This window comes from Chitinimonas naiadis, assembly GCF_054780835.1.
Genome location: NZ_BAAGVO010000004.1, coordinates 739,635 through 764,716, shown reverse-complemented (window position 1 = coordinate 764,716; position 25,082 = coordinate 739,635). Strand labels below are relative to the sequence as shown.

The 25,082-nt window shown below is 62.2% G+C and carries 21 protein-coding genes; 13 read left to right on the top strand and 8 right to left on the bottom strand.

Going from position 1 to position 25,082, the window contains the following annotated elements; translation table 11 throughout:
• Nucleotides 1-4: 4 nt before the first annotated feature.
• From ACYVHK_RS09480 to phnF, 6 genes are read left to right on the top strand one after another with little or no spacing between them, the layout of a single operon-like run.
• A complete protein-coding gene (locus tag ACYVHK_RS09480; RefSeq protein WP_460530425.1) occupies nt 5-1,120 on the top strand; it encodes a P-loop NTPase family protein in 1,116 nt (371 codons plus the stop codon).
• Nucleotides 1,117-2,823, top strand: coding sequence for an ABC transporter permease family protein (locus ACYVHK_RS09475; RefSeq protein WP_460530422.1), 1,707 nt, complete (start codon nt 1,117-1,119; stop codon nt 2,821-2,823). Before ACYVHK_RS09480 ends, ACYVHK_RS09475 begins: the two co-directional genes overlap by 4 nt.
• A gap of 40 nt (nt 2,824-2,863) precedes the next feature.
• The gene (locus ACYVHK_RS09470; protein WP_460530418.1) at nt 2,864-3,961 is read left to right on the top strand and encodes a 2-aminoethylphosphonate--pyruvate transaminase; all 1,098 of its coding nucleotides are present in this window, start codon (nt 2,864-2,866) and stop codon (nt 3,959-3,961) included.
• 26 nt (nt 3,962-3,987) lie between these two features.
• Entirely contained in the window at nt 3,988-4,830 is an 843-nt protein-coding gene (gene phnX / locus ACYVHK_RS09465; protein WP_460530415.1) for a phosphonoacetaldehyde hydrolase, read from the top strand.
• Nucleotides 4,827-5,933, top strand: coding sequence for a TIGR03364 family FAD-dependent oxidoreductase (locus ACYVHK_RS09460; RefSeq protein WP_460530412.1), 1,107 nt, complete (start codon nt 4,827-4,829; stop codon nt 5,931-5,933). Before phnX ends, ACYVHK_RS09460 begins: the two co-directional genes overlap by 4 nt.
• A 13-nt stretch (nt 5,934-5,946) precedes the next feature.
• Nucleotides 5,947-6,672 carry a phosphonate metabolism transcriptional regulator PhnF gene (gene phnF, locus ACYVHK_RS09455; RefSeq protein WP_460530409.1) on the top strand — a complete coding sequence of 242 codons (726 nt, stop codon included), beginning with the start codon at nt 5,947-5,949 and terminating at the stop codon, nt 6,670-6,672.
• Nucleotides 6,673-6,679: 7 nt separating this feature from the next.
• Here the strand turns inward: phnF and ACYVHK_RS09450 are convergent, their stop codons facing one another.
• Nucleotides 6,680-7,699, bottom strand: coding sequence for a type 2 periplasmic-binding domain-containing protein (locus tag ACYVHK_RS09450; protein ID WP_460530406.1), 1,020 nt, complete (start codon nt 7,697-7,699; stop codon nt 6,680-6,682).
• Nucleotides 7,700-7,847: 148 nt separating this feature from the next.
• Nucleotides 7,848-8,075 carry a hypothetical protein gene (locus tag ACYVHK_RS09445; protein ID WP_460530404.1) on the bottom strand — a complete coding sequence of 76 codons (228 nt, stop codon included), beginning with the start codon at nt 8,073-8,075 and terminating at the stop codon, nt 7,848-7,850.
• 277 nt (nt 8,076-8,352) lie between these two features.
• Between ACYVHK_RS09445 and ACYVHK_RS09440 the strand changes: the two genes are divergently transcribed.
• The 4 genes from ACYVHK_RS09440 (at nt 8,353) to ACYVHK_RS09425 (ending at nt 12,265) form a co-directional block, all read left to right on the top strand.
• Nucleotides 8,353-8,919, top strand: coding sequence for a diguanylate cyclase domain-containing protein (locus tag ACYVHK_RS09440; protein ID WP_460530401.1), 567 nt, complete (start codon nt 8,353-8,355; stop codon nt 8,917-8,919).
• Between the two features lie 27 nt (nt 8,920-8,946).
• On the top strand, nt 8,947-9,363 hold the full coding sequence (locus tag ACYVHK_RS09435) for a hypothetical protein (protein WP_460530398.1): 417 nt from the start codon (nt 8,947-8,949) through the stop codon (nt 9,361-9,363).
• 36 nt (nt 9,364-9,399) lie between these two features.
• Complete coding sequence (locus tag ACYVHK_RS09430) at nt 9,400-9,576, top strand: hypothetical protein (RefSeq protein WP_460530395.1); 177 nt, start codon at nt 9,400-9,402, stop codon at nt 9,574-9,576.
• 301 nt (nt 9,577-9,877) lie between these two features.
• A complete protein-coding gene (locus ACYVHK_RS09425) occupies nt 9,878-12,265 on the top strand; it encodes a DUF1631 family protein (protein WP_460530392.1) in 2,388 nt (795 codons plus the stop codon).
• A gap of 7 nt (nt 12,266-12,272) precedes the next feature.
• Here the strand turns inward: ACYVHK_RS09425 and ACYVHK_RS09420 are convergent, their stop codons facing one another.
• Genes ACYVHK_RS09420 through ACYVHK_RS09410 form a run of 3 tightly spaced genes read right to left on the bottom strand, consistent with a single transcriptional unit; the run spans nt 12,273 to nt 16,557 of the window.
• A complete protein-coding gene (locus ACYVHK_RS09420) occupies nt 12,273-13,352 on the bottom strand; it encodes a lipocalin-like domain-containing protein (RefSeq protein WP_460530389.1) in 1,080 nt (359 codons plus the stop codon).
• Complete coding sequence (locus ACYVHK_RS09415) at nt 13,352-15,889, bottom strand: ABC transporter permease (protein WP_460530386.1); 2,538 nt, start codon at nt 15,887-15,889, stop codon at nt 13,352-13,354. Before ACYVHK_RS09415 ends, ACYVHK_RS09420 begins: the two co-directional genes overlap by 1 nt.
• Complete coding sequence (locus ACYVHK_RS09410; RefSeq protein ID WP_460530383.1) at nt 15,886-16,557, bottom strand: ABC transporter ATP-binding protein; 672 nt, start codon at nt 16,555-16,557, stop codon at nt 15,886-15,888. Before ACYVHK_RS09410 ends, ACYVHK_RS09415 begins: the two co-directional genes overlap by 4 nt.
• Nucleotides 16,558-16,732: 175 nt before the next feature.
• On the opposite strand from ACYVHK_RS09410, the gene ACYVHK_RS09405 reads away from it, so the two are divergent.
• Nucleotides 16,733-17,719 carry a hypothetical protein gene (locus ACYVHK_RS09405; RefSeq protein ID WP_460530380.1) on the top strand — a complete coding sequence of 329 codons (987 nt, stop codon included), beginning with the start codon at nt 16,733-16,735 and terminating at the stop codon, nt 17,717-17,719.
• On the opposite strand, the gene ACYVHK_RS09400 is transcribed toward ACYVHK_RS09405, so the two are convergent.
• Complete coding sequence (locus ACYVHK_RS09400; RefSeq protein WP_460530377.1) at nt 17,716-18,618, bottom strand: hypothetical protein; 903 nt, start codon at nt 18,616-18,618, stop codon at nt 17,716-17,718. The genes ACYVHK_RS09405 and ACYVHK_RS09400 overlap by 4 nt on opposite strands.
• 1,126 nt (nt 18,619-19,744) lie before the next feature.
• On the opposite strand from ACYVHK_RS09400, the gene ACYVHK_RS09395 reads away from it, so the two are divergent.
• A complete protein-coding gene (locus ACYVHK_RS09395; protein WP_460530375.1) occupies nt 19,745-20,497 on the top strand; it encodes an alpha/beta fold hydrolase in 753 nt (250 codons plus the stop codon).
• 30 nt (nt 20,498-20,527) lie between these two features.
• Here ACYVHK_RS09395 and ACYVHK_RS09390 read toward each other — a convergent pair whose 3' ends face one another.
• Nucleotides 20,528-22,507, bottom strand: a complete 1,980-nt coding sequence (locus tag ACYVHK_RS09390) for a methyl-accepting chemotaxis protein (protein ID WP_460530372.1) — start codon at nt 22,505-22,507, stop codon at nt 20,528-20,530.
• A 210-nt stretch (nt 22,508-22,717) separates the two neighbouring features.
• On the opposite strand from ACYVHK_RS09390, the gene ACYVHK_RS09385 reads away from it, so the two are divergent.
• The gene (locus tag ACYVHK_RS09385; RefSeq protein WP_460530369.1) at nt 22,718-23,971 is read left to right on the top strand and encodes an AGE family epimerase/isomerase; all 1,254 of its coding nucleotides are present in this window, start codon (nt 22,718-22,720) and stop codon (nt 23,969-23,971) included.
• On the opposite strand, the gene ACYVHK_RS09380 is transcribed toward ACYVHK_RS09385, so the two are convergent.
• Complete coding sequence (locus ACYVHK_RS09380; RefSeq protein ID WP_460530365.1) at nt 23,968-24,993, bottom strand: sensor domain-containing diguanylate cyclase; 1,026 nt, start codon at nt 24,991-24,993, stop codon at nt 23,968-23,970. The genes ACYVHK_RS09385 and ACYVHK_RS09380 overlap by 4 nt on opposite strands.
• Between the last annotated feature and the right edge of the window lie 89 nt (nt 24,994-25,082).

Below are 25,082 nucleotides of genomic sequence, written 5' to 3'. Positions count from 1 at the left end.
CACCATGAAACGCCAGGACCTGCCTAATATCGCCAGCACGGGTAACCAGGATGCCGGCTGGCTGCGCTTTGCCGGCATCCGTAAGCAGTTCGGCAGCTTCAGCGCGCTCGATGGCATTGACCTCAGCATCCGCAAAGGGGAGTTCCTGTGCCTGCTTGGGCCATCCGGCTGTGGCAAGACCACCTTGCTGCGCATACTCGCCGGCCTGGAGCAGCAGGATGCCGGCAGTCTGCACATGGGCGGGCGCGATATCGGCCGTCTGCCACCCGCGCAGCGCGACTACGGCATCGTGTTCCAGTCCTACGCCCTGTTCCCCAACCTGACGGTCAGCGCCAATATCGGCTATGGCCTGCGTACCGGCAGGGCGGAGAAGGCCCGCCGGGTCGAGGAACTGCTCGATCTGGTCGGCCTGCCGGGCTCCGGCCACAAGTACCCGGCCCAGCTCTCGGGTGGCCAGCAACAGCGCGTTGCCCTGGCACGTGCGCTGGCCACCTCGCCCAGCCTGTTGCTGCTGGATGAACCCCTGTCCGCGCTGGATGCGCAGGTAAGGGAACATCTGCGGCGTGAGCTGCGTACCTTGCAGCAGAAACTGGGCGTGACCACCATCATGGTGACCCACGACCAGGAGGAAGCCCTGGCGTTGGCCGATACGATCGCGGTGATGCGGCATGGCCGCATCGAGCAGGTTGGAACGCCGGAACGGGTCTACCGTGCGCCCGAGAGCCGCTTTGTCGCGGAGTTCGTGGGGCGTGCCAACTGGCTGCCTGTCAGCGTGGACGGGCAGGGCGCGTTCAGGCTGGCGGGTGTCGCGCTGGCCTGTGGCAAGGAGAGCGAAGCCGATCTTTCTGCGGGCGCCACCCTGTTCTGCCGGCCGGAAGACGTACGCGTCGAACCGCACTGGCAGCCCGGTGGCAATACGCTGATGGCGCTGGTGGAACGGGTGGATTTTCACGGTGGGCTACGCCGCGCGGCGCTGTCGCTCTGTGCTGCGCACGATGTCACGCTGTTGGCTGACGTCAGCCCCAATGACGCCGGCTACCATACCCTGGTGCCAGGCCAGCGCGTGCCGGTCACGCTGCCTGCGGATCGTCTGCGGCTCTTTGCCGGAGTATCCGCGTGAGCGCCCTGGCACTGCGCCTGTTTGGCCAGAGTCGATCCGCCTCGCTACGCAGCGGGGATGAACGATGGGCCGGTGCGCTCGTCTGGCTCATGGCTGCGGTGCTGCTACTGTTTTTGGGCTGGCCGCTGCTTAGCATCCTGTTCAAGGCCTTGCAGGCGCGCGACGGCAGCTTTGTCGGCCTCGCCAATCTGTGGGAACTGGCGGCCGAGCCCCGTTTGCGTACGGCAGTCTGGAACAGTGTCTATCTCGCTGTCCTGACCCTGACACTTGTGTTGCCGCTCGCGCTGGCCTTTGCCTTTGCGCTGACGCGTAGCCGGATGTGGGGCCGGCCGGTGTTCCGCCTGATCGCGCTGGTGCCCTTGCTGGCGCCGTCGCTGATGCCGGCCATCTCGCTGGTCTATCTGTTCGGCAACCAGGGCCTGCTCAAGAGCTGGCTGGGGGACGCCTCCATCTACGGCCCGCTGGGCATTGTGCTGGGGGAGGCCTTCTATACCTTCCCGCATGCATTGCTGATCCTGGCGACGGCCTTGTCGGTGGCTGATGCGCGTCTCTATGAAGCCGCCGAGACACTGGGCGCCAGCAAGTTGCGACGCTTCCTGACCGTGACCCTGCCCAATGCGCGCTATGGGCTCATCTCCGCGGCCATGGTGGTATTCACCCTGGTGGTGACGGATTTCGGCGTGCCCAAGGTCATCGGCGGCCAGACCAATGTGCTGGCGCTGGAGGCCTACAAGCAGGTCATCGGGCAGCAGAATTTTGGCAAGGGGGCGGTGGTGGGCTTGCTCCTGCTGCTGCCTGCGGTGCTCAGCTTTGTAGTGGAGCGCTGGCTCGCGCGCGGTCATGGTGCCGCCATGAGTGGCCGCTCGGTCGCCTACCGGCCGCGCCGCAATCGGCTGCGTGACGGTGCCCTGTGGCTGCTCTGCACGGGGGTATCGGGCTTTCTGCTGGCCTTGCTGGGTGTCGCGGTCGCTGCGGCGCTGATGAAGCTCTGGCCTTACAACCTCAACTTTACGCTGGCCCATTTCGACTTCGACCAGGTCGATGGCGGTGGTTGGCTGGCCTTCTACAACAGCCTCAAGCTCGCAGCGCTGACAGCGGGCTTTGGTGTCGTGGTCGTATTCGGCACTGCCTACCTGATCGACAAGACGCCTGCGCCGCGGCTGCCTTCGGCCCTGATCCGCAGCCTGGTGCTGTTGCCCATGGCAGTACCGGGGCTGGTGCTGGGGCTGGGCTATATCTTTTGCTTCAATAATCCCGCCAATCCTTTGCATGGCCTCTACGGTGGCATGGCGATCCTGGTGGCGGCCACCATCACCCACTTCTACACCACCGCACATCTGACGTTGGCGACCTCACTACGACAGATCGACCCGGAGATCGAAGCCGTGGCTCGCAGCCTCAAGCGGCCATGGTGGACCAGTTGCCTGCGGGTCACGCTGCCCATCAGCCTGCCTGCGCTGCTGGATGTCGGCCGCTACCTGTTCGTCTCCAGCATGACCACGGTGAGCTGCGTGATCTTTCTCTACACCCCGGACACGGTACTGGCCTCCGTCGCCGTACTGAACATGGACGACGCGGGCGACACCGCTGCCGCGGCCGCCATGGCCACCCTTATCGTTGCCAGCTCCTTCCTGGCCACCTTGCTGATGAATGCGCTGGGCTGGTGGCTGAACCGCCGGGCCCAGGCCTGGCGTGCTGCCTGAGCGGCCGACAACCGATCAATTCGAACAAACTGGACTTCCCATGCGTGATCCCATTCTGCTCACCCCCGGCCCCCTGACCACCACCCTCGCGACCAAGACCGCCATGCTGAATGACTGGGGTTCCTGGGACAGCAGCTTCAACGCGCTGACTGCCGACATCTGCAAGCGGCTGGTCGCACTGGTCGATGGTGGCGAAGACTTTGTCTGTGTGCCCTTGCAAGGTTCCGGCACCTTTGCCGTGGAAGCCGCCATCGGTACCTTGCTGCCGCGTGATGGCAAATTGCTGGTGCTGGTCAATGGCGCCTACGGCAAGCGCATGGCCAAACTGACCGAGGTCATGGGTCGTGCGGTATCGGTGCTGGACTTTGGCGAGACCGCACCGGTCGATCCCGCCCAGGTGGCGGCCCGCCTGGCGGCAGATCCCGCCATCAGTCATGTGGGTGTCATCTACTGCGAGACCAGTACCGGCATCCTCAACCCGCTGGCCGAGATCGCCGATGTCGTCGTGCGCGCCGGCAAGCGGCTGATCATCGACGCGATGAGCGCCCTGGGTGCGTTGCCCCTGTCGGCCGCCGATATCCGCTTCGACGCCGTTATCGCCAGCAGCAACAAATGCCTCGAGGGCGTACCCGGCATGGGCTTCGTGCTGGCGCGCCAGAGCAGCCTGGCGCAGTCCCAGGGCAATGCCCACTCGCTGTCGCTGGACCTGCATGACCAGTGGCGCTACCTGCAACAGACAGGCCAATGGCGCTACACCCCACCGACCCATGTGGTGGCCGCCTTCGCCGCCGCGCTGGAACAGTTCGATGCCGAAGGTGGTCGCCCGGCCCGTTACGCCCGCTATAGCGGCAACTGTACCGCCTTGATCGACGGCCTGCGCAGCCTGGGCCTGGAGCCTTTCCTGCCTGCCAGCATCCAGGCGCCCATCATCATAACCGTCCATGCGCCCAAGCACGCCAACTGGCAGTTCGGCGAGTTCTACCAGCGCGTGAAGGCTCGCGGCATTGTCCTGTACCCCGGCAAGCTGACCGAGGTCGAGACTTTCCGCGTCGGCTGCATCGGGGCCATTGGCAAGGCCGAGATGCAGATGGCCATCGATGCCATCGCTCGCGCCCTCACCGAAATGCGTATTCGCTAATTCGCCAGACTCTCAGGAACCCCATCATGTCGCAAACGTTGTACCGTCACACCCGCCACTATCAGGGTCCCGTGCAGGCCATCATCTTCGATTGGGCCGGCACCCTGGTCGACTTCGGCTCCTTTGCGCCGACTCAGGTCCTGATTGATGCCTTTGCCGGTTTCGGCATCGAGATTTCGCTGGCTGAAGCGCGGCTGCCCATGGGCCTGGCCAAGTGGGACCATATCCATGCCCTCGGCCAGCAGCCGGGGGTGGATGCCCGCTGGCAGGCGAAGTTTGGCCGCAGCATGAGTACCGACGATGTCGACGCACTGTACGCCGCTTTCATGCCCTTGCAGATCGAGCGTGTCGCCCACTATTCGGACGCGATCCCCGGTGCGGTGGCGGTGCTCACTGCGTTGCGTGAGCGCAAGATCAAGCTGGGTTCCTGCTCGGGTTATCCGCGCGTGGTCATGGACAGGCTGCTGCCCCATGCCGCGAGCCAGGGCTTGCATCTCGACCATGCGGTTGCGACCGATGATCTCAAGCCGGGTGGCCGTCCCGGCCCCTGGATGGCGCTGGCCAATGTGATCGAATTGGGGGTGGGGGAACTCGCCGCCTGCATCAAGGTGGACGATACCGTGCCGGGCATCGAGGAAGGCTTGGCCGCCGGCATGTGGACGGTGGGTCTCTCCTTGTCTGGTAACGAAGTAGGCCTGAGCCAGAGCGAGTTGGCCGCCTTGAGCCCGGCTGCCTTGCAACAACGTCGCCAGAAGGCGGGTAACAAGCTGGCCCAGGCCGGTGCCCACTACGTCATCGACAGCGTGGCGGATCTGCCAGCGGTTGTGGCGGCGGTTGAAGCCCGCCTCTTGCGAGGCGAGCGCCCATGAACAAGCCCCGGCTGGCCATCGTCGGCGCGGGGATTGTCGGTCTCGCCCATGCACTTGCTGCCGCAAAGCGCGGCTACGCCGTAACGGTGTTCGAGCGGGATGCCGAGGCCATCGGCGCGTCGGTACGCAATTTCGGGCTGGGCCTGTCGCTGGGCCAGCCTGAGGGAGAAATGCTGACACTGGCACAGCGTACCCGCGAACTATGGCTGGATCTGCTACCGGCCACCGACAGTTGGTACAAGGCGCAAGGCAGCCTCACCGTTGCCCGTAATGCGGCGGAAATGGCGGTGCTGGAAGCATTCCAGTCCGAGCACGGTGCGGCTTACGCTACCCGCTTGCTAAGCGCAGCCCGGGTGGCGGAACACCATGCTATCGGCCTCGGCGGGCTTTATAGTCCCAGCGAAATCGCGCTTGAGGCTCGACGGGTGATTCCAGCCCTGGCCAAGTGGCTGGCCAAGGCCTACGACGTGGTTTTTCACTATGGCACGCAGGTCAATGCGATCGAGCTGCCGCAGATCCATACCAGCCGAGGGGTCTATCCGGCGGAGCGGGCCATTGTCTGCTCCGGGCATGATTTCCAGACGCTTTATCCCGAGGCCTACGCTCCGCTCGGGCTGCGGCGTTGTGCCTTGCAGATGCTGCGGGTCGCCAATCCCGGCATTCACCTTGGGCCGGCCCTGATGACCGGGCTCTCCACCTTGCACTATGCCTCTTTTACCCAAAGCCCGGCGCTGACGGCGCCGCTGACGGCACTGCGCGAGCAGGTACTGCGCAACCGTCCTGCGGTGCTGGAACACGGTGTGCACCTGATCGTCCAGCAAGTGGGGGAGAGTGGCGAACTGATCATCGGGGATTCGCACCACTATGGCGAGACGGTTTCTCCCTTCAAGCCGGCCGAGATCGAAGATCTGCTACTGGGGTTGGCGGAAGGTCTGCTCAATCGTCCCTTGCAGGTGCTGGAGCGCTGGCAGGGCGTCTATGCCAGCGGTCCCCGTGCGTACGAAGTCCAGCAGGCCGCCGAAGGCGTGCAGGCGGTGACGATCACCGCCGGCGTGGGGATGAGTATTGCGCTGGGCCTCGCCGAGCGGGTGATGGGCCATTAAGATGATGCCGACCATGACCACCCAACCCATCGTACGCCGCGCTGGCACCACCGTCTGGCGCCAGATCGAAGAAGCCCTTGCGGCCGATATCCTGGCCGGCAGGCTCAAGGGCCGCCTGCCCAACGAGACCGAGCTGGCGGAGGGCTTTGGGGTCAACCGGCATACGGTACGGCAGGCCGCAAAGGCCTTGGCCGAACGGGGCCTGGTGGAGGTGGTGCACGGCCGGGGTACGTTTGTGCGGGAAGAGGTGATCGACTACGACCTGGGTCGTCGCAGCCGCTTTGCCCACAGCGTGGCCAAGGCTCGACGTGTGGGCAAGAGCCTGGTGCTACGCGCGGCTGAGGTCGCCCCCAAGGCCGAAGTCGCCAAGCTGCTTGATCTGGCATCCGGGAGCACGGTCCTGCAGGTCGATTCGCACGATGTGCTCGATGGCAAGATCATCGGCGTCTGTACCCAGTATTTCCCCTTGCCGCGCTTTCAGGGGTTCGATGCCATTTACGCCGAGACGGGAAAGACTCATGCGGCGCTGGCACATTACCAGGTACATGAGTTCTCGCGCCGCCTGAGCCGTATCACGGCCCGGCTGCCGAGCAAGGAAGTTGCCCTGCAGCTCGGCCAGCCTGCTGCCATGCCCATCCTGTATGTCGAGACCGTCTACGTCGATGGCGATGACCAGCCTATCGAGTACGGCATCTCGCGTTTCAGCAGCACTGCGGTTCAACTGGTGATTGAGCCTTAGCGCGGACTCAGTACATGCCGCGCCGGGCGCCGGACAGGATGCGCGCCCAGTATTGGTTGCGCAGCTGGGTGTTCTCGACAGGTTGCAACCAGTAGAGCTTGTCCTGTTTGCGCAGGTTGGCCGGCGCTTCCAGCGTATTGGGCAGGTTCTGGCGACGTGCCAGAACCTGGCCAACTTCTGGTGTCAGCATGTAGTTGATCCAGGAGCGGGCAAGGGCGGCGCTGCCGGCGTGCTTCATCACCACCCAGCAATCGAGCCAGGCCAGGGCGCCTTCCTTGGGAATCACATAGCCGACGTCGAAGCCGGCTTTCTGCAACAGGCTGACCTGCTGGCTGCCGTAATTGCCAAACATCAGCGCGATTTCGTGTTCCTGGAAGAGGGCGACTGCTTGCTCCGGCGTACCGTAGAAGTAGGGGCGGTTGCTACGCAGGGCCACCAGCCGGCCCACGGCTTCCTTGAACTGTTCGTTGTCGAGATTGAACGGGTCCGTTGCACCCATTGCCAGGGCGGTGATGCTGAAGTTATGGCTGCTGCCCTCATACAGTGCGATCTTGCCGCGTTGCTTGCGTTCCCAAAGGGCGGTGATGGAGGTCGGTGGGGTCGGGATCAGCCGCTTGTTGTAGATCAGTCCCATGGCCGAATAGGTGTAGGGCACGGCGTAGCGCTTGCCGTTCCGCATGATGCCGGCCGCATTCTGAAAGCGCGCGTGCTGTAGCTTCAGATTGGGAATGTCGGCCGAGGAGATCGCCTGCACCAACTTGTTGTCGATCAGTCGCTGCAGTTCCGCCGTATTGATCGCAAGTACGTCGAAGTCCCGTCCTTCGTTGGCACTGAGCATCTCCCACATTGCGTCGTCCGTGTCGACGATGGTCACCGTGACCTTGGCACCGGTCTTCTGCTCGAAGGAGGCAACGATGTCACTGTCGGCGTAACCCGGCCAGGCCAGCACACGTAGTGTCTCCGCACCCAGAACCCAGGTGGCGCAGCAGCAGAGCAGCAGGGTTTGGACTACTCGGTTGATTAGCATGCACTCAGTTTAGGGGATACGCCGGTTGCTTTATAGATTGTATATTTTCCTAGAGCGGCGCTTGTGCATTTGACCCATATCAGCCTTAACCGCTGGACCATCTCTCTTGTCCGCTCGTCCCGATGGCATGCCCCACCACGCCGATTGCTCAACTGATCACCTTGACGATCGCGATGTGATAACCCTGATCGCCAATATCCGCGATCGCCTGGCTGACATCCACGCCCATCACCCCGGTGTCTTCTTCCAGGACGGTATTACGCACCTCCGGTCTATCCCCTGCCAGCGCTCGTACGCTTTCGGGCAGGGACGAAAACTCCACGTCCTTGGGCAGGAATATTTTGTGACTACTGCCCTGGTATACCTTGACCAGCATGGTGTGACCTTTCTCTTTTGCCACCTCAAGAGTGGCGGTCGATGGTTCTTTATAGCTCCGGCATGGTTATAGCAGGAAGCCTTGCCAGGGGCGCCGGCAAACTGTTGCGGAAGTCACAGCCAGTCTTGCAATGTGCGTCAACACACAGACGAAATGATATTGCAGCAGTAGGTTAACAGACGCAGATAGCGCATACGCCCAGCTTAAGCAAGCAATGGCGGTATGTCATGTATTGCAATATTGATCCCATGGGCAATCAGGGGGGGGGGGGCGATTGATGGAGTCCTGCGAAGAAGTCCTGCTACGTTTGCGCAGGCGGCTTGTCCGCCTGGCCTTCATGGTCAGGAATGCTCGCTACGAGGCTGGCCACGATGTGCTTACTGACCTTCCCAATCGGCGTCTCTTGTTTGACCGCATGCAGCAGGCCATGTCCATCAGCTCTCGCCAGCACCGGCAGTTGGCCGTGCTGGTACTCGATATCGATAATTTCAAGATGGTCAACGATACGCTCGGCCATTCCGCAGGAGATCAGCTTCTACAGCAGGTTGCGTTCCGGTTGATGGGATGCATCCGGGATAGCGACACTGCTTGTCGCTATGGCGGCGATGAGTTCGTGGTGCTCTTGCCGGAAGTGGTGGGGCCGGTTTCGGTCGATGTGGTGATCGGCCGTATCCGGGCGCAGCTTTCTGCGCCCTATGATCTACCAAGTGGGCGCTTGCATGTGAGTACCAGTATGGGCGATGCCATGTATAGCGGTGAGCAGCAATCGCCATCCCAATTGCTGGAAGCTGCCGATCACAAACTCTACAACAACAAGGCGCGTTATCGACTGGTGACGCATTGAGCGTGCGATGTCTAACGGGAGGTTGGCATGAAAACCCTTTTGCCGGATGACAAGACCTTGACGCCGCCCGTTGCAGGCGCCCGCTCGTTGCAGGGTCAGGAGTCGGCACGCCTTGATCAGGCGGCCGCGATGATCCAGAACCTGTTCAATCCACGCAGGCAGGTTGCGAAAGTGACCCGGCTGGTGCTGGTACCTTTTGTATTGCCCTGGCCGACAGGCCCGTTGCCTGCCGGAAAATACCGCCGGCTGATGACCGGCCGGCCCAGGGCAGGTAGTACCCGTGACACCTTAGGGCGGTTACAGGCTCAATACTGGCGAAGAATATGTCTCACCCGGCTCGACCGCTTGCTTTATCCGGAGCTGGCCGTGCCGTCGCCAGGTTCGCCTTCCGGCGAATCGTTGCACCCCATCGCGGCCTTGCTGCAAGCACCAAGGGTGCGTTGAATCGAACAGGCAGCGAGCTGCCCGGAGTAAGTCACCATGCCCAGAAACAAGCGTATCAACGTCTTATCAGCCGCAGAGTCCTCCCGCCAGTTGATGCGAGCCCCGGCCAGTACCAATCTGCAGTATCTCAATGAAATGCGTCGTCGTCGGGATGTACGTCGCAAGGTTGAAGATCTGCTGGAGGATGCGCTTGAGGCCAAGGAATCCTGGTAGTTCGTATGTACTCGCTATCGGCCTGATCTCTGGTGGGAGGCCGACCATCCTGCGGGCGCAGGAAGCCCGCGTCTGTGCGCTATCGAGCTCTGTCAGTCGCGGTTCCAAGTACTATCAGCTTAGAATGTATGACCTTGGCATTCCTTGGCGTGCCCGCCAGATTGCTCTGCTTTGATTGCTACCCCTATCTGCTTGTGAATGCAGTGATGGAGGTCGAAGTTTCTGAAAGTCCCCTTCTATACTGGGAACAATGCATTTCGTAGAACCCACAGAAGCCGTGTCCACATCGGCCGCTACGCTCATGGAATCCGCACCGCTGCTTGCCGAGATCAGAGCCCATTTCGAGGAAGCCTTCAACGGCAGCCAGGAAGCGCTTTTCCAGCGCGCCGGCACCCAATTGCTCGCCTTGGCCGACAAGGCATCCTCGACGGTGCAGATGGGGCAACTTTTTGATGCCCGTACCGCGCTGTTGACGGGGGGCCAGGAGCTGAAGGCGGAAGTCGCACGGCAATTGTCCCGCCTGCTGGATCGCAGCCTGCAGACGGCCTACAACCGGGAGCGTCCCTCCGGTGGGCTTAGCCTGCCACCCTTGAATCTCAGTCTGCTCGATACATCGGTCATCGAAGCCAAGCTTGCGCTTGAAGGTCTTACAACCCAGTTGCGTAACGCTGCCGAGGAAGACCTGCGCGATTTCAATCTGCGCATTGCCTTCCTGTACCAGCAATCCGTGGTAACCGAACGGGAGAATCCGTTCCGTCCCTATGTGCTGGCCTGCAGCTATATCTCGGCGGTAGCTGCCCGTGGGCTGACCCAGGAGTTGTGTGTCGTCCTGGCGCGTGAACTGGTCAAGGCTCTGTGCGCGGACGTGCCCGCCATTTACCAGGGGCTCAACGGCCTGCTGGCAGATCGGCAGATATCCGCAGAGTTGCCCAAGCTGCGCCGGCCGGTCGCCGGCGAGCCGGCCCTGTCGCCGGCGATACCTGCGGTGATTGCTGAACAGGCCCGGGCCAGGCTGGCGATGGGCGAGGCGCGAGTGCCGCGCAATGACCTGCTGATGCGCTGGGTGAAGATGAAGACCCGGCCCGAGGCCTATGCCAGGGACCGTAGCGATGCTGCGAGTGGTCAGGAAATCGATCGGGACCATGGCGCGGCGACCTGGCTGAACGAGGTACCCAATGCGGGTGTCCTGCTGCGTGATCTGTTTGGCCAGGCCCGGCCTGGCCAGGAGGGGGGGGCGCATGAGTTCCTGTCCACCTACAGTGGCAGTACGATCCTGGCCGACGCGATTGGCCAACTGGAGCATGAGTCTGCCTCGCACGGTGTGGAGCGTGAAGGCTGGGACGGCTCCTTGCGTAACCATGTCTACGAGAACCGCGCCCGTCTTTGCAGCATGACCAGTTCGCCGGCCGAGCAGATGACGGTGGATGTTGTCGCCATGCTCTATGAGTTCATCCTGCGTGATGGGCAGATACCCACCGGCGTGCGGGCCGACCTAGGCCGTACCCAGTTTCTTTTGCTCAAGCACGGTTTGTCCGACCCTGGTCTGTTTTCCCAGCCGGATCATCCTGCCCGCAAATTGCTGAACCGTATCGGGTCCGTCTCGCTGGGTTTCTCACCGGCAGATCCGGTCACGCTGGCAATACGTGCCGAGATCGGCAGTGCGATTGATCAACTAACCCAGGCGCCAGCTGGCAATGCCGCGATTTTTGGTGAGCTGCTTGAGCGTTTTGAAGGCTTTGTCGACAACACCTTGAAAGGTGGCGACGAAACGGTGGGCAAGGCCGTGGCCGTGCTGGAGCATGCCGAGCGACGTGCGCACGATTACGCCCTGGCCAGCGTCGAAATTGCCGAGCTGATCGCTCCCTATCAGGTCGATGCCTATCTGGTGAGTTTCCTGGTTGATGCCTGGGCGCTAGTTGTCGAACGCGTGGATCGGGAGGACCCAGCCAGGGCGACCGAATACCGCCGCGCCGTGCCCAGGCTGATCTGGAGTGCGCAGGCCAAGAGCAGCAATGAGGATCGCGTGCAGATGCTCAAGCTGCTGCCTGATCTGGTCAGCATACTGCATGGCGGTCTGGCCATTACGCGCTGGACGGAGCCGCAGCGGCAGGACTTTCTTGACTGGCTCGTCAATGCCCATGTGCTGGCCATACGCGATACGCCCGGCGTCAACGTTCCCAGCCTGCTGGAGCTTGAAAACCGCTTTGCCGAATTCATCGCCGGTACGCATGCCGAAGGGGCGGCCCTGCCGGTGCGGCAGGGCTTCGATAGCCAGTTTGTCTCCGAAGTCGCGCATGAACTCGATACCGTACTTGAACTGCTTGACCAGCAGTTGGATCGCAGCGTCGACGATCTGGATCAGACCATCTTGCCGGAACGCCTGGATGATCAGTATCGGGCCAGTGTTCTCACGCGTTTGCGCACCGGCATCATGATCGAATTCTCCCTGGCGGACTTGCCGCGCCGGGCGCGCTTGAACTGGGTCAGCCCCAAGGTATCGAGCATTCTGCTGACGGTCGAGGAAATGCCGGCTCCCGCCGCCATCAGCGTCGGCCTGTTCCGCCGCCTGCTGGCGAGCGGGCATATCCGCTTCATGGAGAGCGAGCCGATGTTCGAGCGTGCCGTGGCCCTGTTGCTACGCACTGCCGATGAAATGGAAGGCTGGCTGGGCGCCCAGTCCAATAGCTGAGACCGCGCTACAGCTTGAGCTTCTGCCCGTAGCCCGTCAGCTCCAGATAACCCAAACCCGCCGGCTTGCCGTCACGCAAGGCGCGGACAGCTCCTTCCCAGTAGATCGTACCCGTGCTCTGCCGGCTGTCCAGTTCCTGATCCGGCAACAAGGGCTGGAGTTGCCAGTGTTCCTTCACCGGGCCTTGCAAGGTCAAGGTCATGCCGACCGGATAGCGGATATGGGTTCGCGGTGAGGTCCAGTACTGCTCGGCCTTGAACGTCACGTCCTGATGGCCCAGCGTGATCAGGCCGCCCTTGGCGTCGCGTCGGCTACCGCCGGTCCAGTACGTATTGCCGGCGGCATCCCGCAGCCGGAACGCCATCAAGGCGCCGCCGTCATCGAGATTGACCCCGGCCCAATCCCAGCCGACCGAGTTGGCGTCGAGCACCTGATTCGACCATTCGTGATCCAGCCAGGCCACGCCTGTCACCGCTTGGGATTTACCTTCCCGTAGCAGGCCGCCGCTGACTTGCAGCTGGGGCTCGCTGTAATAGTAGCTGGCCTGGGCGGCATCGGGACCTTTACGGCTGTAACCCGCCTCTCCCTGTAAGATCAGGGACTGCTTGGGTGTCAGCGTCAGACGGTACTGGAATTCCCTGGCTGGTATGAGCGCCTCGTAGCGGCCATCGGCCAGCCGTTTGAGCGACCAGCCGTCGATCTGGACGGCGGTATCGCCGATCTTCGCTTCCGCGAGGCCTAGGCCCGCGCGGGCGATCTTCTGGTCATGCAGCAGGCGGCCCTGGGCGGGTGTGCTCAGCGCGGCGTGGGCGAACAGCAGTTGCGTCGGCGCAAAGCGGCTGGGGTTGTCGGCGGCGAGACCGGTCGCGCTACGGAAGAAGGTCAACTGGAAGCCGGCCTGCTTGCCATCCGGCAGCCGCAACCAGCCGGTCACATACCACCATTCGGTACGGAAAGCGGGATGCGCGCCGTAATCCTGGGGGAAGCGCAATGTCACGCCTGGTCTTACCTCAGCGCGATCGGCCGGCCAGGCGAAGAGACTGCCGAATAGCAGCAAAAGGGTAGCCAGGCTACGGGTGAGCTTCATCACCAATCCTCCTTGACTGCGCGTACCGCGCCGACCTTCAGCGCACGCCTGCCGGCCAGGACGGCCGTCAGGGCCGAGAGCGCAATCAGGGCGGTGGAGACGGCCAGCAGCATGCCTGCAGGCAGGCTGGTCTGCATGGTCCAGTGAAATGATTGCGGGTTCACGACATCGATCAGGATGCGGCTGATCAACCAGCCCACGCCCAATCCGGCCAGCACACCCAGGCTCGCGAGCAGGGCGCCTTCCACGGCCAGCAAACGGTCTATGTCCCGTTGCCGGTAGCCGATATGCCGCAGCATGCCGAACTCCCGCAAACGGGCCAGCGCCTGGCCGCCAAAACTGACGCCAATACCCATGAGGCCCACCAGGATGGCGACCGCTTCGAGCAGGTAGGTAATGGCAAAGCTGCGATCGAATATCTGCAGGCTCATCTTGCGGATATCGCCGGGTGCGGCAAACTCCAGCCGCTCGCCATGGGGCAGCCGCTGGCGCAAGGCGGCCTGCACCGTGTCCATATTGCCATCCAGCCATAGGGCCGCGTTGTTGACTTGCGGGTCGCCGGTGACTTGCTGGTAGTCCGCCAGTGTCATGACCACCGAACCATGCTGGGTCGCGTAATCGCGCCAGATGCCTGCCACCCAGGTGGATACTTGTTTGCCCCGTATTGGCAACATCAAGGTATTGCCGGGCTTCACGCCATAAATATCGACGACCGCTTCGCTGATCCAGACAGGTATCGCCCCTGGCGGTGGTGTCAGCGATAGCCCCAGCAAGGGCAGCTTGCCGGCCGCTTCGCTACGGGTCATCTCGCGTGCCTGCAGTAGCACGCCGGGCCGTGCCGGATTGAGGCTGATGACCTGCAGGCGCTGGAAGGCACTGCGGCTTATGCCGGGCGTGTTGCGAATCAGCGATTGCTCTGCCGGGGAGAGAAAGACGGTATCGCCACTGGCGGCGGGGCGCAGGTACAGGTCCGCCGGCAGTACCTGACCCAGCCAGTCGGTCACCGAATCCCGAAAGCTCGCCACCATGATGGCCATGGCGACCATGAGGCTGAAGCTCGCCAGGATGCCGGCGAGGCCGATACCGGCGTAGCCCGGTGCTTCCTTGAGCTGGGTCAGCGCCAGCCCCGCGACGGGGCTCTGCCGCCAGCGGTCGGGCAGGGCGCTGAGCACGGCGCCGGTAAACCAGGGCATTAGCCAGATGGCGCCGATCAGCAGGCAGGCGATGGCCAGGTAGCCGGGGATGGGTAGCTCGCCGATGGGTCCTGCCAGGAGCAGCAAGCCGGCAGCCAGGCAAAGGCTGAGCCCGGGCCAGGGTGAGCGGCCACGAGCCAGGGCGGTTTCTTCATCGCCGGCCTTGAGTGCCCTCGCTGGTGCCGCTCTGGCAGCTTCGATCGCCGGCAACAGGCTGCCTGCCCAGGTGGCGGCCACGCCAAGCACAAAGAAACCTGCCATGGCCCAGCCCGATACATGCAGGCTGGGGGTGACGCCATCGAATACCCCGCTGCCCAGGTCCGCCCCCATGAGCTTGAGTGCTGCCGCTGCGACGCCCAGGCCGGCAAGTATGCCCAGTGCGGCACCCAGCACACCGAGCACGGAGGCTTCCAGCAGGATCACCGCCACCAGTTCCCGCCGCCGGAGACCCAGCACCCGCAGCAGCGCCAGTTGGCTGCGGCGCCGCAGCAGGGACAGTACCTGCGTGGAGAACACCAGGAAGCTGCCGGTGAACAAGGCCACCAGACCCAGTACCGCCAGGTTGACGCGGTAGGCACGGGAGATCGTGGTACTGCGTTGGCCCGTGGTGGCCGGCGTATCGAAGCGGGCCCCCGCCGGTATCTGCGCTAGCCAGCGCTGCTGGAATGCTGCCATGTCGCTACCTGCGCGCAGCTTGAGATCCACCCGGTTCAATTCACCCAGTCGTCCCAGGCGCCATTGCGCGGCAGCGATGTCGACCACGCCCAGCCGTTGCCCGGCCCCGGCGGCAGGCACACTGCCCGCCACGGTAAAGCGGATGTCCTGCATGCCAACCTGCACGGTCAATGCGTCGCCCGCCTTGAGTTTGAGCCAGGCCATGGCGGCTGGGGACAGGAACACGGTATCGGGTTGCAGAAAGGCCAGGCCGACAGGCCCCGCAGCCAGATAGGCTGCATCGGGCTGGCCGAGCAGGCGTGGCACCACGGCACCCACACGCAGGGCATCGAGGCCTAGCAGCAACAAGGCCTCGGACTGCCCTGGCAGTCGCGCCCTGACTTCGAGCGCCGGGCTGGCGGCTGCGACATCCGGATCGCGGGCCAGCTCGGCATAGAGTGCGTCGTTGAGACTGCCCTTGAGGCTAAGGTCTGCGTCGCCGCTCAATGAGGTGGAGGCACGGATGAATTCGTTGACAGCGGAATCGTTGATCAGGTGGATGGCGTAGCCTAGTGCGACGCCGACCAGGATGGCCAACAGGCAAGCCAGGCTGCGACCGGGCTGGACGACCAGGCCTGACCAGGCCAGTCCGGGGATCAAGCGCCAGTCCATGGCTCGTCGCGGGCTCATGCCTGCACCGGCACCAGGCCGTCCGTGGTCAGGCGCAATATACGGTCGGCACTGGCAGCCGCGACCAGGGAATGGGTGACCAGGATACCGGCGGCGCCGGTCGCCCGGAGTTGCTGGCGCAGCAGGTCAAGTATGGTGGTCGCGGTGTTCGGGTCCAGATTGCCGGTCGGCTCATCTGCCAGCAGCAGGGCGGGGCGGTGGACCAGGGCACGGGCGATGGAGACACGCTGCATCTCCCCGCCAGAAAGCTCTCGCGGCTTGCGCTGCGCCTTGTCGGCCAGACCTACCGCTTCCAGCATTGGCATGACGGCGGCTTCATTCAGGCCGTTCAAGGCCAGGGGCAGCCGCACGTTCTGATAGACCGTCAACTGCGGCAAGACATGGAAGGCCTGGAACACAAAGCCGATATGCCGCCGCCGCAATAATGTGGCCTCGTCATCACTGAGTTGCGACAGGCGCTGACCACCGATGCGGACTTCGCCGCTGTCCGGCTGATCCAGCCCGGCTAGCAGGTTGAGCAGGGTGGATTTGCCGACGCCCGACTCGCCGATCACTGCGACGTATTCTCCCTCGGCCAATTGCAGATCCAGTCCCCGCAATACTTGCTGGCGTTGCGCACCGGGGTAGGTCTTGGTGACCGATTGCAGGGAGAGTACGGCTTGGGACATGAAGACTCACGCGATGGTGTTCAAGGTGGGCGCAGCCTAGGGGGCGGGTAGGGGGCTGTCAAATGGGCCAGGATGAATTGCGGCTTGCGCTGGACGAACTACGATCAGGAAGGTTCACGTCACTGCAACGCGCATGCTGCAGAATGAATACCCGCTTCTTGCCTGGACGTTCGCCATGCCATTGCGCCCCTTCATTGCCACCCTGCTGCTTGCCGCAGCTGCTCAGGCAGAAACGTTCAGCTTTGGCCTGTGGGGCGACATGCCCTACGCCAAGTCGGGTGACGAGCCCAGGATGCAAGCCCTGGTCGATAGCATGAACCGCAGCGATATTGCCTTCTCGATCTACGACGGCGATATTAAGGATGGCAGTTCGCTCTGCACCGACGAGATGTTCGACAAGGCGTTGAACCTGTTCAACCAGTTCAGGAAGCCGGTCATCTATGTACCGGGTGACAATGAGTGGACCGATTGTCACCGCAGCAACAACGGTGGTTACGACAACCTGGAGCGACTCGCCCGCCTGCGCAAACTGATGTACCCGACGCTCACCAGCCTGGGCAGGACCACGCTCGCATTGGAGCACCAGGGCAAGTTGGGTGAACCCTATGTGGAGAATGTCCGCTTCATCCACAAGGGCGTGCTGTTCGTCGGGCTCAATATCCCTGGCAGTAACAACAACCTGGTCCCGGACAGCAAGGAATGCAGCCACAAGAGCGCCCGCACGCCCAACCAGTGCGAGGCGGACAACGCCGAATACCGCGAGCGCGATGCGGCCAATGCCAGCTGGCTGCAATCGGCTTTCCAGCTCGCCCGGGACCGCAAGCTCAAGGGCCTGGTTGTCGTGATGCAGGCAGATCCGGGTTTTGACCTGCCGGAGACCGAGGACGTGGACGAAAGCCAGCTGCCCCAATACCAGGGCTACAAGGCTTTCATCAGCCAGTTGGTGGCGCAGACCGAGCAGTATGCCGGGCAGGTGCTGCTGGTCCACGGCGATACCCACTATTTCAAGGTCGACAAACCGCTGTACTCACCGCAAAAGACCTTGCCGAATTTCACCCGCGTCGAGACGTTTGGCAGCCCGCTGATTCATTGGGTCAAGGTGAAGGTTGATACGCGCGACGAGGCGGTGTTTACAATACGGCCGGGCATGGTGCAACACTAGGGCGGTGTTGCTTCGGACTTGGCCCGTGCATATTCCTTGCGCTTCATGGCCAGGTATTCCTCCTGCTCCATCTCGTGTAACTGGCGCGGGAACTGCTCGACCGCTTTGAACCAGGCCCGCAGGTTCTGCTCCATCCTCTGCGCTGGTGGCGCCGCCAGCGCGGCCAGTGAGGTCTCAATCGCCAGGAAGTAGCGCATGGTGTTGCGCTCCACCAGACCCCGTGCACCGTTGACCAGTACCGGCTGGCCATCTTCCTGCTTGCCCGTGGTGCTGAAGCCCACCTTGCCGCGCCCGATGGTATTGAGATAGGTCGTCATGGCGAACTTGCCGACCAAGCCATAACCGTAGGAATACGAGAGGTGGATGAAGCTCTGATAGTCATCGAGCGGAATGGCCTCGAACAGAATCTGATAATCGCGGGTACTGAATGGCCCACTGTCCGCATTGAGGTGCAACTGCAGGTATTCAGGCGTGCTGCTCTCGACATGCCAGGCGAAATCCAGCCGGTAGGCGTCTTCCAGCGGCTGGTCATACTTCTTGCCAACACCTAGTTGCAATCGATTGGGCTGCTGTTCGGTCGAGGCGCGGCAGTATTTGGTGTTGAGGTGCAGCAGGAGTACCTCACACCAGTACGCCGGCTTGGTCAGCGCGCCTTGCAGTGTGCCAAAGGGGTGGCGTACCAGCGCATAGACTTCGCCATCCACCTGGCGATCAGCCTCGTGGGACTCCATATAGACCGGTCTATGAAAGACATTGTCGACCAGTTGAGTGCGCAACGCAGCGTAGCGGGCGCGTAGCTGGGCAGCCGAGTGTGGCTCGTTATTGTCTGCCAGCGCAGTTCCGCTCATACCCAAGAGCGTGAGCAGTATTGCGAATAGTGCGATACCTCTGCGTAACATCCCGCTACCTCCTGATTGCTTCCGGCATTGCCGTTTTCTGTTTATACCGGGCCTTGGTGGCGGCCAGGATGCGCATGATGCCCGTGTAAACAGGCATTACAAAACGCTCATATCCTGACAGACCGATCCTGATTGCCGCCGTTAGGCACCGTTCCTGGTAATTTACGGCCTGGCGCGCTAACACTTGCTTATCAGCACTTAGCGTGCCCACACTCTGACAAACAAAACCAGAACAACAGTGATCCGTCGCATGAATCCATCCATTTCAGGCAGATATGCCGCTGCACGGTACTGCTGTCCACGTTGTCACGGCGTCGTGGATCGCATCCGCCGTCGTTTTGTTGACCGGCTACTCAGTAATTTTGTCGCGGTGCATCGCTATCGTTGCCATTCGCTGGTGTGCGGCTGGGAGGGCAATCTCCGCGCCAAACCGTCGTTTTCCTCTCCATCCGCGGGCGAGGGCGGTCAGGAAGGCGCCGGCAGATCCGACGCCCGGCATTAGGTACGACGCTTTCCTGAGACAACCGGTATTGCAACACGGCAGCTATGAGTCATGTGCCCGGCGCATCCCGAACTTGGCCCCGCCAGGCAAAACACGCCCGGATCCATCCTGCCTGAATCGGCGCCTCTTTCACTTGCCCGGGTGCCGGCAAGGCCACCCTACAGATCTGTGCGCTAGCGCACCGATGAGATCACGGATCCAGTGGATAGTGTGGCTTGGTATGTCGCGCGGCCATTCAGCGTCAATGCCGATTCCACCGATTTGGTTATCACTGGCGTTTCCTGAAAGGGACCATCCATGGGTTGCTTCAATCGCAATATCCTGCCCACTTTCAGGCTTCAGCCCCGCGCATGAGTACCCATAATGGGGGTGGGTATGTCCGGTACCAGCACCGCTGCCCTGATTGCGGTGGGCCTGTTGATCGTATCCATCGGCGTTTTGTCGACATGCTGATCAGCAATTTTGTACTGGTACACCGCTACCGTTGCCTCTCCGGCTGGTGTGATTGGGAGGGTAATCGGCGTGTAAGGCGCCATGCCCTGCTGACCAGCGGCAATGATGATCGTGAGGGCCCACGTAATTCTTGGCTTTAACCACCGCAAGCTAGTAAGCAAAGGCTACAGCATGTCAGCTACACGAGATTTACATCTCTTTCTGCTACCTGGTTTGTTGAACGATGCCCGTCTATGGCAGCATCAGGTTGCCGGGCTGGCAGATATCGCACACGTATCGGTTGCCGATCTGACCGGCGCGGATACGATCTCGGCACTGGCGAGCGCCGCGCTGAGCCAGGCACCATCTCGTCGGTTCGCCCTGGGTGGCCTGTCGATGGGCGGCTATGTAGCGCTGGAGATGATGCGTCAGGCACCTGAGCGCGTGCTGGCGCTGGCCTTGCTCGATACGACGGCTCGCCCGGATACCCCCGAGGCGACCGATAGCCGGCGCAAGCTCATGCAATTGGCCAGCAGGGATTTTCCTGCGGTGACGGAGAGTTTGCTGCCAAAGTTGCTGCACCCCTCGCAACTGAACGACGCAGGGCTGGTCAAGCTGATTGGCGCCATGGCCCAAGGGGTCGGTATCGATGCTTTTCTACGTCAGCAGCGGGCCATCATGGGCCGGATCGATAGCCGACCCTTCCTGCGCGATATACATTGCCCAACGCTGGTGCTCTGCGGTCGTGATGATGTAATCACGCCAGTCGCATGGCACGAAGAAATAGCAGACGGCATTGATGGTGCCTACCTGTCGCTGATCGAGGACTGTGGCCATCTGTCCGCGCTGGGACAACCGCAGCGGGTTACGGAGGTCCTCAGACAGTGGCTGACCACACTTTCTGTGCCGACTCACTTGCGACAGTCAGAGGTCACTTCCCGCTAGTATCTTGCCAAGGGCGTCGCGTAGCATAGCCTAGCCTAGGTGAAAGCGCCCCACGATCACGGAAAGCTGACCCGACAACTGATTCAGATCCTGCGCCAGCAAGGCGGTCTGCTGAACGGATCGACTGTTTTCTTCGGTCATCTGGGCAATGCGCTCTATCTGTTGCGCGACCAGCTCACTGGCCTGTTTCTGCTCCCCCATGGCCAACGCGATGTCTCGTGCCGCCCCCATGGCACCCGCTGTGCCTGCATGGATTTGCCCCAATGCGTCCGCGGCTTCGCGGACCAGTGCGACACCTTGCTCGGTACGACGATTTGATATGCGCATCGCGTTGCTGGCAGCCTCGGTGTCCGAGCGGATCGAACTGACCAGTTTGCTGATGTCCAGCGTTGCGTGGTTGGTTCGTTCCGCCAATTTGCGTACTTCGTCGGCCACGACAGCAAACCCCCGGCCCTGCTCACCGGCTCGCGCCGCCTCGATGGCGGCATTGAGCGCCAGCAAGTTAGTCTGGTCAGCGATATCGTGAATGGTGCCGACGATGCTCTGGATAGTGCCGGATCGCTCCGACAGCTGATTGATCGTGCCAACCGCCTCGTTCACCGCACCATCCACCTGAGTCATCTGCTCAGCCGCAGCGTGAGCGATCTCCTGGCCTCGCGCCGATTTGACCTGTGCATCCTGGGCCTTGGCTTCACTCTCCTGGCTGGATGCCGCCATGGTGGCAATGCTCACCGTCACTTGTTCTACAGAGGCTGCGATGCCGTTGACGGAATCGGCCTGGTGCTGGGTCGCTGTCGACACCTGTTCTGCTGTGTCTGCGAGGGCATTTGACGCACTCGCGACGGCCGTTGCGCATTGATCAACTTCTTTGACGGTCTGGTTGATCGTATCGACCAGGGCATTGAAAGACCGGCCGATCCGCGCGATTTCATCGGAGCCGGCTATTTGGGCGTGCAGAGTCAGGTCCAGCGAGTCACGCAGTTGCCCCATCAGGCGGTCAATTTGCGCAACCGGGCGTGCGATGGCCAGACCGATCCGCCAAGCCAGCAAGGCGGTGATGGCCAGTATCAGCAGAGAAGCTAGCAGGCTGCCCCACCAGACCAGGCGCGCATTGCGCAGATCATCCTCTGCATGTGCGCTTATCAAGGCGAGTTGGCCATCGCGCACACTGCGTAGACCCTCTAGACGCGCGCTCGCCGTCGTGAACCAATGCTTGGCGTCCACCCCGAAATCCGCCGTAGCCGCTTTCTCTACCGCCAACTGCCGCAAACGGACGGTTTCCACCGAGGCTGGGCTTTGATTTTTTTGCCGATAGTCTTCCTGGGTAGCCCCGTCTGCCAATGCAAGGAACTGCTGTTCACAACTTGCCTGCAGGGCGGTAGCGGCCGTTAGCCGTACTTGTGCCGCGGGCGCAAATTGGCCGGCCGTGAACACTGCGTTCAGGATGCCGCGCTCGCGTGCAGCGTGTTCGGTGAGGCAGAGCAGGGAGGTCAGCGACATGGCTTGGCGCAGGATGTCTGGCTGGCTCGTATTACGAACGACCGTAGTCGCGATACCGCTGACCCTGCTCACCCAATTGCTGTATTCATCGAAGGCCTTGGCTGGGGGAGTGCCCTTGACATCCACGGATCGTCGCAAAGTATTCAGGTTCGCCCAATCTGACGACAAGCGGGTCAGCTCATCATTGATTGTTTTTGGCAATGCCTCGCTGGAGAGAAACGTAAGCAATGCCTGGTAGGTCTCGTCTGACTTGGTGCGAGCTGCTGCGAGGGGCGAGGCATCGCCTCCCGCGAGCACGCCCGCTGTATTACCTCGTTCAGCCTGCAGCGAAGCGGCGAGATTGCCCGCATGCCCCAACAATATCGTCAATGTTTTGGTATCCAGCATGGCTTGCGCATGCTGCATGCCGTTTCGGACGATCAGCCCCGCGGCACATATGAGTGCCAGCAGTGGGACGGCCACCAGAATGGCCAGTTTGGCGCGCACGCTGATTGATGACAATGCAAACATAAGATGCTCCTCCCGCCAGGAACCACTGGAACGCCCGTCGACATGCAGTCTTCACTTGCATCGTCCGGGCCGCCGCCGTTCAGTACGCCGTCTGTGCGTCGTTTCTCGAACCTCTTTACTATGGACTATCGTGTCATCTGTTGCGATCAGGCCGATCAACGTAGGCGCAGAGGGCTGTATCGCTGGCGTAAGCTGATTTCGGGAGTCGTAATGGGGGTAATCCTAGTCCGGCCAACGGGTCTGTATCGATACCTGACGTTCTTGTTGTTCCTGGCCGTCACGGCCTGTAGCCAGACCTGGAACCGCCAACACCGGATCGACGGTGCCTGGTTTCGCGATAACCTGCAGCAAGCCCATCTGGTGCACTGGCTGGCGGCAGCGGATACCACCTCCGGCTTTTACAACAGTGCCCGTGATCGGCACTGGCAGGCCTTGCCTGCCCAGCCGGGCGATCTGGTCGCCCAGGCCAGGCTAATCTATGTGCTGGCCGCCGGCTACGACCAGACCCAGGATGCGGCCTATCTGCGGCGCCTCAAGCTGGGCGCGGATTTCCTGCTGTCGGCCTATCAGGACAAGACCTACGGTGGGTTTTACGATGCTGTCTCGCCACAAGGCCTGCCCACCAACGATGCCAAGCGGCTCTACAGTCAGGCGTTCGCCATCCTGGCGCTATCGCATGCGTATCGGGTGAGCCGTGATCAGCGCTATGCCACCGCGGCGCTGGCGGCGTGGCGCGTAGTAGATGAACGTTTCCGTGACGCCGACGGAGGCTACCGTACTGCCATGGATCGGGGCTATACCGGTGGCGGTGGCAATGGTCAGAACGGCATCATGCACCTGTTCGAGGCCCTGATAGCCCTGCATGAGGCTACCAAGTCGGACGAGGCGCAGCGCGGCGCCAAACAGGTAGGCAATTTCGTGGTCTACAAGCTCATGCAGGGAGAGGGCGATGGCAGTGCCCATATTCCGGAGTTCTTTGCCCCGGGTTGGCTGATGCTGACGCCGGAGCAGGGCGGTTACACGGATATCGGCCACCAGTTCGAATGGGCCTGGCTGCTCAGCGCCGCGGCAGCGCAGGGGATCAATCCGGTCTACGCCGGTGTGGCGGACCGGTTGCTGGCATTTGCCGTACGGCGCGGTATCGATCCCTCGGACGGCAGCATCTACAGCACGGTGACCAGCAAGGGCCTGCTCGATGGCAGCAAGGGTTACTGGCAGCAGGCGGAGGCGCTGCGCGCGATGATGCGCTTTGCGGTCTGGCACGAACGGGACGATCTCTGGGGGCGGATCAGTCAATTGACGGAGTATATCCGCAGCGAGTTCGTGGATGCCGACAATGGCGGCTGGTACGCACATCCTGCCTCACAGTGCCGCAAGACCCCGGCTTGCCTAACCCAGCAGCCGGATGGCTACCATATGGTTGCACTGCACCGTGAGGCGATCCGCCTGACCGAATCCAACTAGTCGGTCACGACCACCTGGTCACGGCCATTGGCCTTGGCCTGGTAGAGGGCGGTATCGGCCTTCCTCAGTAACTCATTGGCGTCCGGTGCGCCGGCATAGCCGGTGGAGATGCCAAAGCTGGCGGTGACGCGGGTATTGTAGTCGTTGTCCTCGAAATGCGTCGCTGCGATGGTGCCACGCAGCGCCTCCGCCAGACGAGCAGCGCCCGCAGAATCCGTATTAGGCAGTATCAGGCAGAACTCCTCGCCGCCATACCGGCCGGCAATATCCGTCATCCGTATCTGCTCACGCAGTATCTTGCCCACGCCACGTATCACCGCATCACCCATGGCGTGGCCCAGCGTGTCATTCACCCGCTTGAAGTGGTCCAGATCGACCATGACCACCGACAGGGGGGAGTTGAAGCGGCCGCTGCGTTGCTGTTCCTGATCCAGCAGTTCCAGCAAGGTCCGGCGGTTGAGTAGGCCCGACAAGGCGTCTTCCCTTGCCAGCCGTTGGCTGACCAGCAGGGCGGCTTCCAGCTCCTTGTCGCGCTTGCGCAACTCCATCAGCGATACCACCTGGTGCGCCAGCCGGATCAACAACGCTTGCTGCCGTTCGGACAGGCCGCGTGGCTTGGTATCGAGCACGCACAGGGTGCCGACCCGGAATCCATCGTTGCTGATCAGGTTGGCACCGCTATACATGCGAAATTCCGGCGAGCCCACGGTCGCAGAGATGGATGCGGTCCTTGCGTCCTGGCTCAGGTCGGGCACATGCAGTATCTGATCCTCCAGTACCGCCCAGGAGCAATAGCTGTCGTCCCTTGGGGATTGCGTCATGTCCAGGCCGTGGGCGGCCTTGTACCAGACCCGTTCCTCATCCACGAGCGAGATAAAGGCAAAGGGCGCACCACAGAGTTCGGCAGCCAGCTCGGCCAGCAGATCGAACTCGGCTTCCTCGGCAGTATCCAGCAGCGGATAGCTGTGCAGGGCATCGAGCCGCTGCAGCTCATTGGCGGGCCGGGGAATGGGAAAGGGCATCTTGGCTTCCATACCGATTGCTCTCAAGTTGGGCCAGCTTCCAGTCTAGAAGACAGCACCGCACCTTGCTGGCCCTGCGCGCATTGCCG

Coding starts and splice junctions, on each gene's coding strand:
- phnX (WP_460530415.1), top strand. CDS start 3,988: ATGTCGCAAACGTTGTACCGTCACACCCGCCACTATCAGGGTCCCGTG.
- ACYVHK_RS09415 (WP_460530386.1), bottom strand. CDS start 15,889: ATGAGCCCGCGACGAGCCATGGACTGGCGCTTGATCCCCGGACTGGCC.
- ACYVHK_RS09410 (WP_460530383.1), bottom strand. CDS start 16,557: ATGTCCCAAGCCGTACTCTCCCTGCAATCGGTCACCAAGACCTACCCC.
- ACYVHK_RS09425 (WP_460530392.1), top strand. CDS start 9,878: ATGGAATCCGCACCGCTGCTTGCCGAGATCAGAGCCCATTTCGAGGAA.
- ACYVHK_RS09460 (WP_460530412.1), top strand. CDS start 4,827: ATGAACAAGCCCCGGCTGGCCATCGTCGGCGCGGGGATTGTCGGTCTC.
- ACYVHK_RS09435 (WP_460530398.1), top strand. CDS start 8,947: ATGAAAACCCTTTTGCCGGATGACAAGACCTTGACGCCGCCCGTTGCA.
- ACYVHK_RS09445 (WP_460530404.1), bottom strand. CDS start 8,075: ATGCTGGTCAAGGTATACCAGGGCAGTAGTCACAAAATATTCCTGCCC.
- phnF (WP_460530409.1), top strand. CDS start 5,947: ATGACCACCCAACCCATCGTACGCCGCGCTGGCACCACCGTCTGGCGC.
- ACYVHK_RS09390 (WP_460530372.1), bottom strand. CDS start 22,507: ATGTTTGCATTGTCATCAATCAGCGTGCGCGCCAAACTGGCCATTCTG.
- ACYVHK_RS09450 (WP_460530406.1), bottom strand. CDS start 7,699: ATGCTAATCAACCGAGTAGTCCAAACCCTGCTGCTCTGCTGCTGCGCC.
- ACYVHK_RS09470 (WP_460530418.1), top strand. CDS start 2,864: ATGCGTGATCCCATTCTGCTCACCCCCGGCCCCCTGACCACCACCCTC.
- ACYVHK_RS09440 (WP_460530401.1), top strand. CDS start 8,353: ATGGAGTCCTGCGAAGAAGTCCTGCTACGTTTGCGCAGGCGGCTTGTC.
- ACYVHK_RS09385 (WP_460530369.1), top strand. CDS start 22,718: ATGGGGGTAATCCTAGTCCGGCCAACGGGTCTGTATCGATACCTGACG.
- ACYVHK_RS09420 (WP_460530389.1), bottom strand. CDS start 13,352: ATGAAGCTCACCCGTAGCCTGGCTACCCTTTTGCTGCTATTCGGCAGT.
- ACYVHK_RS09395 (WP_460530375.1), top strand. CDS start 19,745: ATGTCAGCTACACGAGATTTACATCTCTTTCTGCTACCTGGTTTGTTG.
- ACYVHK_RS09405 (WP_460530380.1), top strand. CDS start 16,733: ATGCCATTGCGCCCCTTCATTGCCACCCTGCTGCTTGCCGCAGCTGCT.
- ACYVHK_RS09400 (WP_460530377.1), bottom strand. CDS start 18,618: ATGTTACGCAGAGGTATCGCACTATTCGCAATACTGCTCACGCTCTTG.
- ACYVHK_RS09380 (WP_460530365.1), bottom strand. CDS start 24,993: ATGCCCTTTCCCATTCCCCGGCCCGCCAATGAGCTGCAGCGGCTCGAT.
- ACYVHK_RS09430 (WP_460530395.1), top strand. CDS start 9,400: ATGCCCAGAAACAAGCGTATCAACGTCTTATCAGCCGCAGAGTCCTCC.
- ACYVHK_RS09480 (WP_460530425.1), top strand. CDS start 5: ATGAAACGCCAGGACCTGCCTAATATCGCCAGCACGGGTAACCAGGAT.